The organism is Campylobacter showae (assembly GCF_004803815.1).
Classification (GTDB): domain Bacteria; phylum Campylobacterota; class Campylobacteria; order Campylobacterales; family Campylobacteraceae; genus Campylobacter_A; species Campylobacter_A showae.
In genome coordinates this window covers 359,568-374,627 of the sequence record NZ_CP012544.1, presented here as the reverse complement: position 1 = coordinate 374,627, position 15,060 = coordinate 359,568, and the positions used below count along the sequence as shown (strand labels likewise).

Below are 15,060 nucleotides of genomic sequence, written 5' to 3'. Positions count from 1 at the left end.
AAATTTGACGACTCCTCACTCCTCGTCGGTCAAATTTTGCGCCCCAGCGGCGAAAAACGTATCGCTGTGGATGTTTTCAAAAGCAGCCTTTAGCGAGACGAAAAGCTTTGGATTTTGCTTTTCTAAATTTGCCAAAAGCTCCTTAGTTTCAGCTCTGGCGTGAGGCATCTTGATGTCAAATCGCATCGCCGGACACGCCTCGTCGCCGATAACCGTAAGCCCGTTTCGCACGGCATTTTCGCGTAGCTGTCTTTCGCGCACGAATATAAACGGCCTGATAACCTCGATACCGTTTGCCGCGACGTATTTTGGAGCAAGCGTTCGCAGCGCACCGTTATAAGTAAAGTTCATAAAAAAGCTCTCGACCGCGTCGTCGAGGTGGTGAGCGATGGCGAGCTTGTTAAAGCCGTGCTCGAGCGCATAGGTGTAGAGATAGCCACGCCTCATACGCGAGAAAAAGCTGCAAAAGCTGGAGTTTTTGCGGATCTTGTCCTTCGATATCTCGAATATCGAGCTGTCGATCACGTCGTGCTCGATGCCGTGCTCGGCGCAGTGGCGCGTGAGGTAGGCATAGTCCTCGCCCATGCCATAGCTCAGCGTCACGGCCTTAAACTCAAATTTTTCGGGTGTGACGTTTTGCATGTGTTTTAGTACGTGCGCGAGCGCGAGGCTGTCCTTACCGCCGCTAAGACCGAGCAAAATTTTATCCCCGCCGCGCACCATGCGGTATCTGGCGTTGGTCTGCCCGACCTGGCGCAGCAGCCGCTTGCTAAGCTCTATCATAGCCGCTCGATCATCGCGAGCATGAACTGCGCGCCGACGTTTGCCGAGTCTTGTAAAAATTTATCGAAGTCAAACTCCGCGCTGCCGCCCGCCTCGTCACTAATCGCGCGAAGCACGAAAAACGGCACGCCAAGACTCTCGCAAACCAGCGCCACGCTAGCGCCCTCCATCTCGGCCGCATCGGCTTTGAAGGTCGCTTTTAGCCACTCTTTTTTAGCATTGTCGCAGATAAACTGATCGCCCGTAGCTATGATGCCGCCTTTTAGCTCGATGCCTTTTTCGGCCGCGACGCTAGAGGCTAACGCATTTAGAGCGTCGTCGCTTTTGATAAAGATACTGGTCTCGGGCACGTAGCCGTACGGGTGCCCAAACGCCGTGATATCGACGTCGTGCTGTACAAGGCTAGTCGCGTAAAGCATATCTCCGATTTTCAAATTTGGATTTAGCGCGCCTGCGACGCCGGTAAAAAGCAGCTTCTGGGCGCCAAATTTCTCTATCATCGCGCTTGCGGTAAGAGCGGCGTTTACCTTGCCAATCTTTGAGTAGGCGATCACGAGCTCTTTACCGCCGAAATTTGCGAGGTAAAATACGTTATTCGCGTGCTTAACCTCTTTGTAATCCTTGATGCGCTCGAGCAGAGGAGCGACCTCCTCGCGCATCGCGCCTAAGATCGCTATCATTTAAGCTCCTTTAAAAGCTCTTCAAGGCTGCCAAGATCGGTGACGCTAAATGTCGGCTTCTCGGTGATTTTTTTGTTGATGCCTTTTAGCACGCTACCGCCGAACTCCACGAAAATATCGATCTCGTTTTCGATGTCTTTGATACTTTGTTTGTATAAAACGGGGCTAACAAGCTGAGCTTTTAGTAAATTTAGCGCTTCATCTTTCGTGCCGTAAGGCTTCGCCGATGCATTTGAAATGACCGTGTCAAATTTAGCTGCCAACGCTGGCTCTAGCTGCGCCGTTAGTTTCTCGCTAGCGCTCTTTAAAAGCGGGCAGTGGCTAATGACGGACATGTTTAGAGGCAACACACGCTTAGCGCCCGCTTCTTTAAACGCCGACTCAAATTTGGCGATGTCCTCTTTTAGTCCCGCGATCACGATCTGACCGTCGCAGTTGTAGTTCGCGGCGTAAATTTGATGGCCGTCATCTTGTGCGTTTTTGCAAATTTGCTCTACCGTCTCGTCGCTAAGACCCAAAATAACGCTCATCGTTACGTCTTTGCCCGCGCAGTCCTCTTGCATAAATTTACCGCGCAAATTTACGATCCTAAGCGCACCAGCAAAATCAAACGCTCCGCTAACCGCAAGCGCGCTAAACTCGCCCAAAGAGTGGCCAAGCGCGAAGCTAGGCTCTAAATTTACGCTTTGCTTTAGCGCGAGATAGCACATAAGCGAGTTTAAGACGATGGCAGGCTGGGTAAATTCGCTCCTATTTATAAGGTCATTTTCGTTGAAAAGTAGATTTGAAAAGTCGATTTTTAGGCTGTCGCTTGCATTTTGCAAAAGCTCGGCGGCCGGGCGGAAATTTTCGTAAATTTCCTTACCCATACCGACGCTTTGCGAGCCTTGCCCGGGAAATATAAACGCTGCTCTCATCTAGGCTCTCTTAGTGGCAGCCGCATCCGCCGTCGCCGTGGTGGTGACCGTGGTCATGGTGTCCGTGTCCGCAGCATCCGCCCTCGCCGTGATGATGGTCGTGATCGTGTCCTCCGCATCCGCATGTGTGAGCGCCGGCTACCATACCGGTAGCTATCTCGTCCTCTGTAGCATCGCGTTTGTCGAAAATTTGAACCTTAAACTCCAAATCTTTGCCTGCGTAAGGGTGGTTAAAATCAACCGTTACGTCGTCCTCGCCGATAGATTTTACTATCACGCGTACGCTCTCGCCGTGCTCGCCTTGACCGAAAAGCTCCATGCCCTCTTTTAGCTCTATGCCCGCAAATTGCTCTTTAGGTAGCATTTGAACAGCATTAGAGTCGTACTCGCCGCAAGCTTGCGCAGCCGGGATAACGATAACCTTCGTTTCGCCTTTTTCTAGTTTGGCAACCTCTTCTTCTAGTTTCTCGATGATATGTCCGCGGCCCGTTAAAAAGGAAATTTCCTGCCCTACTTGCATATTGGACTCTAAAATTTCGCCCGTTTTTGCGTCTTTTAGCTCATAAAACATAGCTATAACTTGTTCTTTCACGTTCTTCTCCTATTTATGAAAATAACGTGATTATATCGTTAAATTTATTAAAGAATGTTTTAGTTTCGAGTAGGTGCGGCTTTGGCTTCTTTACTGTCCGGATAGCCTAGTTTTAGCGCTTTGTAAAATTTATTTGCACTTGCCGTGTCTTTTATCTTATCAAAGCTGATGGCAGTGTGATAAAGAAGCTTTGGGGTATAGTCGGCCTTGTCGTACAGCTGGATGCTCTGCTGGTAGTATTTTATGGCGTTGTTGTAAGCTTTTTGCTGATACGCTATCTCACCGAGATAAAAATTCGCCATCGCAGGCTTATGATCTTTGCTTAAAAGATACTCGTATCTAGCTTTTGCATCGTCGAGCTTACCTGTATCAAATAGCTTTTTAGCTTCGCTTGCTACGTCTTGATTTTTTTGTTTAGTAAAATCAGTCTTTGGAGTTTGCAGCTCAGCATCCGGGCTACTGCTAGCTACCGGCTTGTCTTCATCGTTTTTTTTTGTGGTAGCTGGCGCAGCGTTACTCTTATCTATCAAAGCGCCCATATCCTTAAGGGCTTTGGTGATTTTAGCGTTGTTGGCCTCTTGTATTTTTCGGCTTTCTTCTACGTATTTTTTAAGCTCGTCGAAATCGCTTTTTGCGGTAGAATTTCCGTCGTTTCCTTCAAGATCGTTTAGTCTTTTTTCTATCCTAGACATTCTCGAGTTTAGTCCGTCTAGCACGCTTTGCAAGCCTTCTAGGCGCTCTTGCATGGCATTTAAATTTGACTCGACGTCACCCATATTTCTACTTAGATTTTCTACGTTTTGTTTGTTTTTTAGAAATGTTTTTTCGTTATCAGTCAAACCGTAGGGGCTAGAGCTATCTAAATTTCCAGCGTCAAATACCGAAATTTCATTGGAAGCGGAATAAGAGAGAGTGGCTCCTATAAAAAGAGCCACGAAAGTTTTTAAATTCGTCATAAATTTAATTATGGAAGAACTTTAAATTCAGCACGTCTGTTTTGAGCGTCGCAAGCTTTTGTTTTGTCTGTGCAAACAGGGTTGCTTTCGCCGTAGCTTACAACGGTGATTCTATCAGCAGCAACGCCTTGTTTTACAAGAGCGTCTTTAGCAGCTTTTGCTCTTTTTAGACCAAGCGCATAGTTGTACTCGTCTGTACCCCACTCGTCGCAGTTACCCTCTACTTTTACAGAAAGAGCTTGAGCCTCTGATTGATTAAATAGGCCTGCGTTTGTGTTGATAGCAGACTGCATGTCGCCTTTGATGTTAAATTTGTCAAAGTCAAAGTATACAGTTTGAACTTGACCTTCGATGCTTGAAATTAATTGTTGCAATCTCTCGCTATCGCTCATCATGTTATCGCTTGAGTTCATACCGCCCATATTTTGATTGGCGTCAGCGCTCATATCAACTTCAGGGTTTTTAGAGCTACAACCGCTCAACAATAAAGCTGCAATAGCAGCAGAAGTTAAAACTACTTTTTTCATTTTCATCCTTTTATAGAAATTTAACGTGATTATATCATAAAATTTACTAAATATTACCAATCAATAGACTGAATTTTACCGATTTTTAATGGAAATTGGAAACTTTTGTTCTCATTTACGCGAATTATACCAAGAGAACTCTGGCCGCCAAGCTCTTTGATAAACACTACGCTTTGTCCGTCGCTAGAAAATCTAGGGTATAAATTTTTACCGCTTGCAGTGAGCTGTCTAATGTAATCAGTCTGCGTAGAGATCATATATATGTTAAAATCTCTTGTTCCAAAGCTACTCTTACCGTCTTCTCTACTAGAGTACACTATATAGTTCTGATAGGTGCTGACGGAGTTGTTGTTTTTGCCGTGATAGACCAACTGCTCAAAACCGCTTCCATCTACATTTTGCGCGAAAACATTAGGATAGCCAAGTCTATCGGAAACAAAAACTACGCGTCTGTCGCCGTCAACGAAGTTGCCGTTGACGTCTATACCGCTATAGTTAGTTACCTGAGATAGTCTTTTTGAATTTAGATCGTATATATAGATATCAGGCTGATCTTGCGGAGCCATAGTTAGCAAAATTTTATCTCCGTTTTGGCTAACGTCGGAGGCTATAAGCATACCGCCCTTGCTATCTAAAATTTTAGTTTTTTGGCCGCTTGCAACATCGTATCTATAAAGAACTAAGTTTTTACCGCTGTAATCAGAGTAGTAAAACGCGCTCTGATCAGCTCCTACCCATTTAGGAAATATATTCAAACCGCCGCGAACAAGTACTTTTTGGTAGGTCAAAGTGTAGTCGGCTATAACGATCTCGCTTTGCTTTGAACCGGTTCCTTTGGCAAAGATGATAAATTTCTCCATCCAGTTTACAGGTGGCATTTTTAGCTCGTTAATGAGCTCAACTATCGCTTTGTGTGCGATAAACGGATACTTTGCTCCATCATTCATATTGTAAATTTTCTCGTACTGAGTAGTCGCCGTTTTTGCATTTATAAGCTTAACCCTAAGGCTTAGAGGCGAGTTTGGAGAACCCTCAAGCGCGTATCTAAATATAAGCTGCGCGCCCTTTTCGCTCATGACGTTCGTGTTCGAGTCGCCCTCATAGCTACTGGCGATATATTCGTCCACAACCTCAAAATCAGAGCTTACCTTTAGGTCTCCCAGCATAATTTTGTGAAATTTGCCCTTAAAAGTTTGATCTCCGACAGCCGTTGTGGCATCTTGAAGCACGATTTTTGGTAGGGCTAAGCCTTTGTTAACGACCGAAATGGTGGCGTCAACGGCAAAAAGCCAACTGGCAAAAGCAAGAAAAAGTAAAATTTTCTTCATTTCTCCTCCGTTATTCTAGTTTGTCTTCTAGTTTAGTTCCGAGCCTAACGGCTCTGCCTATCTGTGTAGGCGGCGGAAATTTCTCAAAAGTCATACTTTGCAAGAAATCCCTAACTTTGTTATTAAATTCGCTATTATACGATAACTTTTTTATATCGTAACTAAACGATCCGTCAATGTCAATGACGATCTCAACCTCTGCCTCATCGCTAGAATCGGCCTTATAAGCGCTCCATTTACTCTGCAAAATTCTGCTAATCATACCGAAGTATTCGTTATATTCGCCCGTCATTTGCGACTTTGGAGTCTTAGCAACCTGATCTAAGGTAAGCGCATTTATAACGTCGCTAGCTTTTTTTTGCTGGCTCGTTATCTGGACTTTTTCCGGTTTTTTACGACTTTGCTCTTTTGGTTGTTCTTTTTTCTTAGCAACCTTGTCCTCTTTTAGCTTAGATGTATCGATACTGCCAAATAGATCCTTTAAATTTGGCTCTTCTATCTTTTTTTCTTCGGGTTTTGGCGGTGCAGGATCGGGCTCAGGTGGCTTGTTTGTAGTGTCCGGCTTAGATTCTTCTTTTTTAACCTCTTCCTTTACCGGTTGAGGTTTTTCTTCTTTTACGACCTCTTTTTTAGGCTCAGGCGCTTTTACGGTGATGTCGGGCTCACGCTCAACTATCATAATATCCATAAAGGCGTCTTTAGTATCAGTATATTTTTTTGGCTCTTCCTTAAAGTAAGTAAGCTTGATAAAAATACCGCTTATGATGCAAAGGTAAAGAAAAGCCGATAGTAGGAAATAGCCGGAGGTGTTAAATTTGAGATCAAATTTATCCATTAGTCTGGAGCGCTACCTTTGTAAAGCCTGCGTTTTTTACGCTCTTTAGAACAAACATCACATCATCGTATATGAGGCTTTTGTCAGCCTTAATATAAACAGGCGAGTTTTTATCGTATTTTGCCCCGATAAGCACTATATTGTCAGGAAGTTCGCGCAAATTCATGGTATTTTGATCTATTCTAACCTTTTTTGTGGCATCAACGATAACAGTCAAATCTTTTTTTTGAGCCGAGGATGTTTTAGTTTTTGAGCCGTCCGGTAGCAAAATTTGCTCATCATAAACGATAGTAGGCGTCGTAACCATAAGGATCGCCAGCAAAACAAGCATGATATCCACAAGCGGAGTTATGTTTAGCTCCGGAGTTTCGTCGAGATTTATCATTGATCTTCTTTAAGCGTTACTAGGATATCGACTTCGCGCCTGATGACGCCCATAAGCTCGTAAGCTTTCCTCTTGATAAGCAAGCTAAACGTATAAGCAGGTATCGCTACAAATATACCCGCCCCAGTTGCGACTAGCGCTTCGCTGATGGCGGGAGCTATAACGTTTAGAGATGAATTTCCGCCGCCTTGTCCAAGCTGAGAAAAGGTCTCCAAGATAGAAACAACCGTGCCGAAAAGCCCGATAAAAGGCGACGTAGAGGCAACTATACTAAGCCAAGTAATACCGCTAGTTGCATTTCGCTCAGCGATACTAACGGCGACCGAGAGCTTCTCTCTAGATATCGAACCGCTTACGAACCGTTTTAAAATGGATTCGTTTAAAACATGTTTAGACCCGCCCATTAATAACGACTCAAGAGCATTTTGTTCTTTTTTTTGCCATGATCTAAGCCCTGCCATACGAGAAAATAGTATAGTAAGGCTTATAATGAAATAAAAAGAAAGCCAGCTCAGCACGAATATAGTGATAAAACTACTTCTAGATAAGTAGTTTAAAAAAATATCAAGTCCAGCCACTATCTTGCCCGAGCCATGCTGTCTAATTTTGCCACAGTAGCAGCCATAGCGTTGTTCTCGCTACTCATGCCGGCAATTAAATCCTTCGCCTTTTGCAATGAATTTGCTATCTCGCTCTCAGAATTTCCCGACACGTGAACGGCGCCATCGGCAAGGATCGTGGCCTTGCCCTCGTTTATCTCGGCATATCCCCAGTTGATCGCGACGGCATCATGGCTTTTATCTTCGCTCTCGATGTCTATAACGCCGGCTTTTAAAAGCGATATAAGCGAGGCGTGTCCGGGCAAAACCCCAAACTCGCCCTCGCTACCGGGCAAAACTACGCTTTTGATATCGTTTGAAAACACTAAACCCTCAGGCGTAACGATTTCTAAATGTAATTTATTCATTACTTTTTCCTTTAAATTTAGGCTTTAAGTTTTTCAGCTTTCGCTATCGCCTCGTCGATGTTTCCTACCATATAAAATGCGTTTTCCGGCAAATCATCATATTTACCTTCCAAAATTCCCTTAAAGCCAGCGATATTCTCTTCAAGACTTACGTACTTACCAGGGCTTCCCGTAAATACCTCGGCAACGAAGAACGGCTGAGATAAAAATCTCTCAATCTTTCTAGCGCGGTCGACGGTAACCTTATCTTCCTCGCTAAGCTCGTCCATACCAAGGATCGCGATGATGTCTTGAAGGTCTTTATATTTTTGCAAAACCGCCTGTACGCCGCGAGCGACTTTATAGTGCTCACCGCCCAAAATTTGAGGATCGAGCATTCTTGATGTCGAATCAAGCGGGTCAACCGCAGGATAAATTCCCTTTTCCGCGATAGCTCTGTTTAAAACGGTAGTCGCATCAAGGTGTGCGAAAACGGTCGCAGGAGCCGGGTCGGTAAGGTCGTCCGCAGGAACGTAAACAGCCTGAACCGATGTAATCGAACCTTTTTTGGTTGATGTAATTCTCTCTTGGAATTTACCCATTTCGCTCGCCAAAGTCGGCTGATAACCAACGGCAGACGGGATACGTCCAAGAAGCGCCGACATCTCTGCGCCAGACTGAGAGAAACGGAAGATGTTATCGATAAACATCAACACATCAAGTCCCATCTCGTCGCGGAAGTACTCAGCCATTGTTAGACCTGTTAGAGCTATGCGGTTTCTTGCCCCCGGTGGCTCGTTCATTTGGCCGTAGCACAAGGCGACTTTGTCCAAAACGTTACTTTCTTTCATCTCGTGATAAAGGTCGTTTCCTTCGCGAGTTCTCTCGCCAACACCTGCAAATACAGAGTAACCGCTGTGTTTAAATGCAACGTTGTGGATAAGCTCCATGATAATAACCGTTTTGCCAACGCCGGCACCGCCGAATAGTCCGACCTTACCACCCTTTGCGTAAGGAGCCAAAAGGTCAACTACCTTTATGCCTGTCTCAAAAATTTCACTTTTTGTGCTTTGCTCTTCAAACGGTGGAGGATCGCGGTGAATAGACCATTTTTTGTCAAATTCTACACCTTCGCCTTCGTCGATTAGATCGCCGACGACGTTGAAAATTCTACCCAAAACTTTTTCGCCAACCGGAACGCTAATAGGCGCGCCAAGAGCCGTAGCCTCAAGGCCTCTAGTTAAACCTTCACTCATATCCATGGCGATCGTTCTTACGCGGTTATCGCCAAGGTGCGCGGCAACCTCTAGTACAAGTCTATTTTGCTTGCCCTCAACCTCGAAATTTACTTCGACGGCTTCGTTGATCTTGGGTAAATAATCCGTGAAATCGACGTCGACTACCGGACCCATTACCTGAGAAATGATACCTTTCATCCATACTCCTTAATTATTTCATTGATTCGACGCCACTGATGATCTCGATAAGCTCAGTGGTGATAGACTCTTGGCGAGCCTTGTTATACGATAGTTTTAGCTGTGCGACGCGCTCTTTGGCGTTGTTGGTCGCATTATCCATCGCTTGCATTCTAGCGCTGTGCTCTGCCGCAAGGCTATCAACTAAAGCGTAATACATACTATACTCAAAATACTTCGTAAGTAGTTCGTTTAAAATTTTACCGTCATCGCTTGGTTCAAATTCCATCAAAGAATTCGTCTCAACCTCAACGAGTTTCGGCGGCTCGACCGGCACGATATCGTTTATACGAATTTGTTGAGAGATCATGTTATTGTAGCCGTTATGCACCAAAATAACCTTATCCGTCGCACCGCTTATAAAGTCGTCTATCGCGTCTTTTATGATATTTTGAGCTTTCTCATAAGTCGGAGATGAGCTCACGCCGACGTATTTTTCAAGCAAATTTATACCCTGGAAGCTAAAAAATTCTATACCTTTTTTACCTACTGCGCGAAGTCTTATCTTTACTTTTTTCGCCTTAAATTCGTTAATCATATTTCTAACGGTTTTAATAGTCTGAATATTAAAACCGCCACAAAGTCCCTTGTCTGCGGTAACAAATATAATATCGACCTTCTCGATATTCTCCTTAGCGTCGAAAAATTTGCTCTCGGCATTTACGGAGCGATATTGGTTGATCTTATAGGCGATTTCAGATAAAACTTCGTTGATCTTGAGCGCATAAACCCTAGAGTGACGAGCAGCTTCCTCAGCCTTGCGAAGTTTGGCTGTAGATACCAGCTTCATCGCACGCGTCGTCTTTTGAGTGTTTTGGACGCTCTTGATCTTTCGTTTTATATCTTTTAAATTTGACATATTTTAGCCTTAGTTAGCGGCAAACGTCGCTTTAAAGTCTTTTAGCGCCTTATGCAAAAGCTCCTCAATTTCTTTGTCAAGTGCTTTTTTGGTTCGAATTTGCTCGAAAATTTCAGGATACTTCGCCTCTATATAAGGATAAAGCTCAGCTTCAAATTTTGTAACCGCTATAGTCGGGATATCATCCAGGTAGCCTTTTGTGCCGGCAAAGATAATAACGACTTGCTTTTCAACGGCTAGCGGGCTATAAGGAGGCTGCTTTAATACCTCGACCATCCTTTGACCGCGCTCAAGCTGTTTTCTAGAACTCTCGTCAAGGTCACTAGCAAATTGTGCAAATGCTTGAAGTTCGCGGTATTGCGCAAGGTCAAGTCTTAATGTTCCAGAAACTTGCTTGGTTGCTTTTATCTGAGCTGCGCCGCCGACGCGAGAAACCGAAAGGCCGACGTTGATCGCAGGGCGGATACCTGAGTTAAATAGATCGGATTCAAGGAAAATTTGACCGTCGGTGATAGAAATAACGTTTGTCGGAATATACGCCGAAACGTCGCCAGCTTGCGTCTCGATAATAGGAAGAGCTGTTAGAGAACCCGCTCCTAGCTTATCGTTTAGCTTAGATGCGCGCTCTAACAAGCGGGAGTGTAGGTAGAAAACGTCGCCTGGATAAGCTTCGCGGCCCGGCGGTCTGCGAAGAATCAAGCTCATTTCGCGGTATGCGACGGCATGCTTTGAAAGATCGTCATAGATGATTAGGGCATGGCGAGAATTATCTCTAAAATATTCGCCCATAGTTACGCCCGCATAAGGAGCTAGGTACTGAAGCGCAGCAGCGTCGGAAGCGCCTGCATTTACGACAATGGTATATTCCATAGCGCCGTACTCTTCGAGTTTTTTAACAACTTGCGCGACTGTTGATTGTTTTTGTCCGATCGCGACATAGATACAAATAACGTCTTGACCTTTTTGGTTGATGATAGTATCTATCGCGACGGTAGTTTTACCGGTTTGGCGGTCGCCGATGATGAGCTCGCGTTGTCCGCGACCGATCGGTACTAGCGCGTCGATAGCCTTGATGCCTGTTTGAAGCGGCTCGTGAACGCTCTTTCTAGCCATGATACCTTTTGCTTTTTCCTCGACGAATCTAGTCTCGCTAGCTTCGATCGGGCCTTTAGCGTCTATCGGCTCGCCGAGTGAATTTACGACGCGGCCTATCAAAGCATCACCGACAGGGACGCGTAAAAGTTTAGCTAGGCGTTTTACGCTCGAACCCTCTTTGATACCGTCCGTTTTACCCAAGATAACGATACCGACGCTACTTTCTTCTAGGTTTAGAGCCATGCCTTTTTCGCCGTTCTCAAACTCGACCATCTCGCCGGCCATAACGTTTTTTAGGCCGTAAACGTTAGCAACGCCGTCAGCTACGGATATAACCTTGCCCGTCTCGTTTACATCGACGTTAAGGCTGAAATTTTCAATCCTCTCCTTGATGATGGCGCTGATTTCATCTGCTTTTATTTTTGCACTCACGCTTTTTCTCCTTTATATTGCTTTTAATATGTATTCGCTCATTTGGGCTTTTAGCCTATCTACCGAAAAGCTAGCCTCCACGCCCAAGTCGTCTAGTTCGATCTTGATACCGTTGTAGTCGCTTTTTACCGGCTCTAAAATGATTTTTGCGTTAAATCTCTTAGAAAAGCTGCTTTCAAGCTCTGAAATTTGAGCCTGGCTGATCTGCGAGCCGCCGTAAATTTTGCCGTAAAAAACATTATCCATTTTTGACTTTTGCGCTAAAAGCTCCGAAACGATATTAGGCAAAATATCAAGCCTTTTATTTTCGCCGAGCAGTTTTATGAAATTTACAAATTTTTGATCCGCCTCACCGACTAAAGATAGAACAAAATCCGCTTTTTGGCTATTTTTTAAATTTGGTGAAACGATGATGTTTTGAAATTTTTCGTTTGCAAATGCGTTTGCGATCTCTTGTAGCTTGGCGGTAAAGTTATTAAACCCATCCTTGCTAAGGTCGCTAACTAGGGCTTTTACGTATTTTTTTGCAATAAGTTCTTTCATTAGCCAACCCTCTTAAGCATGATATTGATAAGCTCGCTTTGATCCATTTTCACGCTGTCGCTTGCAAAAATTTCATTTAAAATTTCGCCCACAACAGACTTAACCATGCGTCTTTTTTCAAATTCTTTTTGATCCTGGAAACTTTTTTCTAAATTTGCGACCTCTTGTCTGGTTTCTTCTTTGATACGCTCAGAAATCAAAACAGCCTCTTTTCTAGCCGTTTCTACTAGGCTAGCCGCATTTGCTTTAGCCTCTTCTACGCGCCTTAGAGCGTCGTCTTTTTTGGCTTTTGAGTCCTTTAGCTTTTGCTCGATATTATCAAGTCTCGCCGCGATACCGGCGATTCTTCCTTTGTAGGCATTTTTGATAGGGTTCGCTATAAAATAATACAAAATCGCGGCAAAAACGATAAAGTTTATCGTCCTAGGCACGATGTCGTATCCGCCGTCCGCCATTAAAATAAAAGGACATAATAAAAGTAAAATTTTGCTTTTCATATTAAATCCTTGCGAGTTTTGCTTTTAAAGCAGCTTGAAGTTCAGGCAGTTTTTGCTGTAAATTAGCTCTAAAATCGCTCTTTTGAGAGTTTAAATTTTGGATAAAAGCATCGTAATCAGCCTCCAAAACTCCGCGCTTTTCGCTGACTATCTTAGCGGCCGCGTCTTTTGCGGCGTTGATAGCCTCCTGCTTGATCTTGCCGGCCTCGCTTCTTGCGGCAGCTATGAGCTGTTCTATCTGCGCTTCATACACGCCAAGATCGCTCGTATTTTTACTAGCGCTCTCTTCGTCATTTTTTATCGCATCGTTTCTAGCGTCTATAAATTTAAGTAGAGGCTTGTAAAGGATGGAATTTAAAACGGCGATAAGCCCTAGAAAAATAACTGCCGTTAGGACGACTAGCGGCAAATTAATTTCCAACATCAAATCTCCTTAAAGTTTAATATTTTCTTAAGCATAATAAAACCGTGCTTATTTTACAAAAAAAAAGGATAAAACAAGCTAAATTTAAATAAATATTTTTATTTTATCTTGTTTATTAGCCTATCGATATCAGCTATATCATCAAATTCGATAGTGATTTTTTTGCCTTTTATCTTAACCGGTACGTCAAATTTAGAAAAAATCTCTTTTAAATTTGTTAGTCTTTCAAGATATCTATCATCTAACTTAAGTGCTGTTTTAGGCGGCAATTTATTTTTTAAATTTTTTACCAAATTTTCCGTCTCGCGCACGCTAAGGCGCTGTCCGATGATGGTATCGACCGCCGTTTTTTCGTCGTTTGGCTCAAGGCCTACGATGACTTTAGCGTGCCCTTGCGTTAGTTTGCCTTCTTTTATATATTCTTGCGTCACGGCGCTAAGGCTCAAAAGCCTCATAGTATTTGTTATCTGAACCCTGCTTTTGTGGATGATGTTTGCGAGTCCGTCCTGCGTGATTTTATATTCGTCTATGAGCTCTTTATAAGAATTTGCAAGCTCGATCGGATTTAGGTCCTCTCTTTGGATATTTTCTATGAGCGCTAGCTCGCGCAGACTTTGGCTCTCGATGTCGGCAACTATTGCCTTTATCTTGCTTTCGCCAAGCAGTTTAGTCGCGCGAAATCTCCTCTCGCCTGCTATCAGCATATATCCGCTGTCTTTTTCTATAACGATGATCGGCTGGATAAGACCGTGTCTTTTTATACTTTCACTAAGCTCTCTTAGTGCCGTTTCGTCGAAATTTTTACGCGGTTGATACGGGTTTTCGGTAATCAACTCAAGGTCTATTTCTTTTATTATTTCGCTGTTACCTTCGTTTATTTCGGCTTTATACGCTAGCTCTACATCACCCAAAATCGCTTCTAGTCCACGCCCTAATCCGCCTTTTTTAGCCATTCGTTATCCTAAAATACAGCATGCCAAATTTTGATACGCTACCGAGCCGGGTGATTTTATGTCGTATAAAATCACCGGCTTACCGAAGCTCGGGCTTTCGGCAAGCTTTACGTTTCGCGGTACTATCACGAACTCATCGCCCATATCCTTGTTTTTAAACAGTTTATTTTCAAAATGCTGCTTTAAATTTGCTACCGTTTCCTTGGCGAGGTTATTTTGCGAACTGTACATAGTCGGTAAAAATCCTTTAATATTTAGCTTTGGATTTATGGTTTTTTTGATGATTTTTACCGTATTTAAAATTTGTGCAAGCCCCTCTAATGCGTAAAATTCGCACTGTATAGGGATTATCACGCTATCGCTAGCACTTAGTGCGTTTACGGTGATACTGCCTAGCGCCGGAGGACTGTCAATGATGATAAAATCATACTGCCCCTCGACCTCTTCGATCTTGCTTTTTAGTATCTTTTGATAGTCTTTGTTTTGTTCGCTTAGTTCTTGCTCTATACCCACGAGACCGATGTTTGAAGGTGCTAGAAAAAGCGTCGGTATCTCGGTTTTTAGCACTATTTGCGAGAGCTTTTTGCGACCCGTGAGCACATGGTAGATGTTGTACTCATAGTCGTTTCTGCTAAAGCCCATTCCAGTCGTCGCATTTGCTTGCGGATCGATGTCGATGAGTAGGACTTTTTTTTCGGCCACCGCCAGCGATGCGGCCAAATTTACCGCCGTAGTCGTCTTTCCGACGCCGCCTTTCTGGTTTGCAATGGTTATAATTTCACACATGAGAATTTTCCAAATTTTGTTTTTTTAATTGATTAATTTTACAAAAA

At 43.8% G+C, this 15,060-nt stretch carries 19 protein-coding genes; all 19 read right to left on the bottom strand.

Translation table 11 applies throughout. The features are described from left to right. Nucleotides 1–15 precede the first annotated feature (15 nt). Nucleotides 16–783, bottom strand: a complete 768-nt coding sequence (locus CSHOW_RS01890; RefSeq protein ID WP_002947499.1) for a tRNA 2-thiocytidine(32) synthetase TtcA — start codon at nt 781–783, stop codon at nt 16–18. Next, nucleotides 780–1,463 (bottom strand): 5'-methylthioadenosine/adenosylhomocysteine nucleosidase, encoded by a 684-nt coding sequence (locus CSHOW_RS01885; protein WP_002947498.1) that lies wholly within the window; start codon nt 1,461–1,463, stop codon nt 780–782. The genes CSHOW_RS01890 and CSHOW_RS01885 overlap by 4 nt, the downstream gene beginning before the upstream one ends. Beyond that, the gene (gene fabD, locus CSHOW_RS01880; RefSeq protein ID WP_002947497.1) at nt 1,460–2,380 is read right to left on the bottom strand and encodes an ACP S-malonyltransferase; all 921 of its coding nucleotides are present in this window, start codon (nt 2,378–2,380) and stop codon (nt 1,460–1,462) included. The genes CSHOW_RS01885 and fabD overlap by 4 nt, the downstream gene beginning before the upstream one ends. A 10-nt stretch (nt 2,381–2,390) precedes the next feature. Continuing rightward, nucleotides 2,391–2,972, bottom strand: a complete 582-nt coding sequence (locus CSHOW_RS01875; RefSeq protein ID WP_002947496.1) for an FKBP-type peptidyl-prolyl cis-trans isomerase — start codon at nt 2,970–2,972, stop codon at nt 2,391–2,393. 59 nt (nt 2,973–3,031) lie between these two features. Beyond that, complete coding sequence (locus CSHOW_RS01870) at nt 3,032–3,928, bottom strand: tetratricopeptide repeat protein (RefSeq protein WP_002947495.1); 897 nt, start codon at nt 3,926–3,928, stop codon at nt 3,032–3,034. Nucleotides 3,929–3,936: 8 nt separating this feature from the next. After that, nucleotides 3,937–4,455, bottom strand: coding sequence for an OmpA family protein (locus tag CSHOW_RS01865; protein WP_039895131.1), 519 nt, complete (start codon nt 4,453–4,455; stop codon nt 3,937–3,939). A gap of 53 nt (nt 4,456–4,508) precedes the next feature. Further along, the gene (tolB, locus tag CSHOW_RS01860; protein WP_002947485.1) at nt 4,509–5,783 is read right to left on the bottom strand and encodes a Tol-Pal system protein TolB; all 1,275 of its coding nucleotides are present in this window, start codon (nt 5,781–5,783) and stop codon (nt 4,509–4,511) included. A 10-nt stretch (nt 5,784–5,793) separates the two neighbouring features. Continuing rightward, nucleotides 5,794–6,618 (bottom strand): TonB C-terminal domain-containing protein, encoded by an 825-nt coding sequence (locus tag CSHOW_RS01855; RefSeq protein WP_002947484.1) that lies wholly within the window; start codon nt 6,616–6,618, stop codon nt 5,794–5,796. Then, nucleotides 6,611–7,003, bottom strand: a complete 393-nt coding sequence (locus CSHOW_RS01850) for a biopolymer transporter ExbD (protein ID WP_002947482.1) — start codon at nt 7,001–7,003, stop codon at nt 6,611–6,613. Before CSHOW_RS01850 ends, CSHOW_RS01855 begins: the two co-directional genes overlap by 8 nt. Then, nucleotides 7,000–7,464: a MotA/TolQ/ExbB proton channel family protein gene (locus CSHOW_RS01845; RefSeq protein WP_415874024.1), complete on the bottom strand. Its 465-nt coding sequence runs from the start codon at nt 7,462–7,464 to the stop codon at nt 7,000–7,002. Before CSHOW_RS01845 ends, CSHOW_RS01850 begins: the two co-directional genes overlap by 4 nt. Before the next feature lie 116 nt (nt 7,465–7,580). Beyond that, complete coding sequence (gene atpC / locus CSHOW_RS01840; RefSeq protein ID WP_002947478.1) at nt 7,581–7,970, bottom strand: ATP synthase F1 subunit epsilon; 390 nt, start codon at nt 7,968–7,970, stop codon at nt 7,581–7,583. 17 nt (nt 7,971–7,987) lie between these two features. Then, entirely contained in the window at nt 7,988–9,385 is a 1,398-nt protein-coding gene (gene atpD, locus CSHOW_RS01835) for a F0F1 ATP synthase subunit beta (RefSeq protein ID WP_002947477.1), read from the bottom strand. Between the two features lie 13 nt (nt 9,386–9,398). Continuing rightward, a complete protein-coding gene (gene atpG / locus CSHOW_RS01830; RefSeq protein ID WP_002947474.1) occupies nt 9,399–10,283 on the bottom strand; it encodes an ATP synthase F1 subunit gamma in 885 nt (294 codons plus the stop codon). 9 nt (nt 10,284–10,292) lie between these two features. Beyond that, nucleotides 10,293–11,810: a F0F1 ATP synthase subunit alpha gene (atpA, locus tag CSHOW_RS01825; protein WP_002947472.1), complete on the bottom strand. Its 1,518-nt coding sequence runs from the start codon at nt 11,808–11,810 to the stop codon at nt 10,293–10,295. Between the two features lie 12 nt (nt 11,811–11,822). After that, nucleotides 11,823–12,353: a F0F1 ATP synthase subunit delta gene (locus CSHOW_RS01820; RefSeq protein WP_002947471.1), complete on the bottom strand. Its 531-nt coding sequence runs from the start codon at nt 12,351–12,353 to the stop codon at nt 11,823–11,825. Continuing rightward, nucleotides 12,353–12,850, bottom strand: coding sequence for a F0F1 ATP synthase subunit B (locus CSHOW_RS01815; RefSeq protein ID WP_002947469.1), 498 nt, complete (start codon nt 12,848–12,850; stop codon nt 12,353–12,355). Before CSHOW_RS01815 ends, CSHOW_RS01820 begins: the two co-directional genes overlap by 1 nt. Nucleotide 12,851: 1 nt before the next feature. Then, entirely contained in the window at nt 12,852–13,274 is a 423-nt protein-coding gene (locus CSHOW_RS01810) for a F0F1 ATP synthase subunit B family protein (protein WP_002947466.1), read from the bottom strand. A gap of 98 nt (nt 13,275–13,372) precedes the next feature. Next, nucleotides 13,373–14,227 (bottom strand): ParB/RepB/Spo0J family partition protein, encoded by an 855-nt coding sequence (locus CSHOW_RS01805; RefSeq protein ID WP_002947464.1) that lies wholly within the window; start codon nt 14,225–14,227, stop codon nt 13,373–13,375. A gap of 3 nt (nt 14,228–14,230) precedes the next feature. Next, nucleotides 14,231–15,013, bottom strand: coding sequence for a ParA family protein (locus CSHOW_RS01800; protein WP_002947459.1), 783 nt, complete (start codon nt 15,011–15,013; stop codon nt 14,231–14,233). Nucleotides 15,014–15,060: the final 47 nt, after the last annotated feature.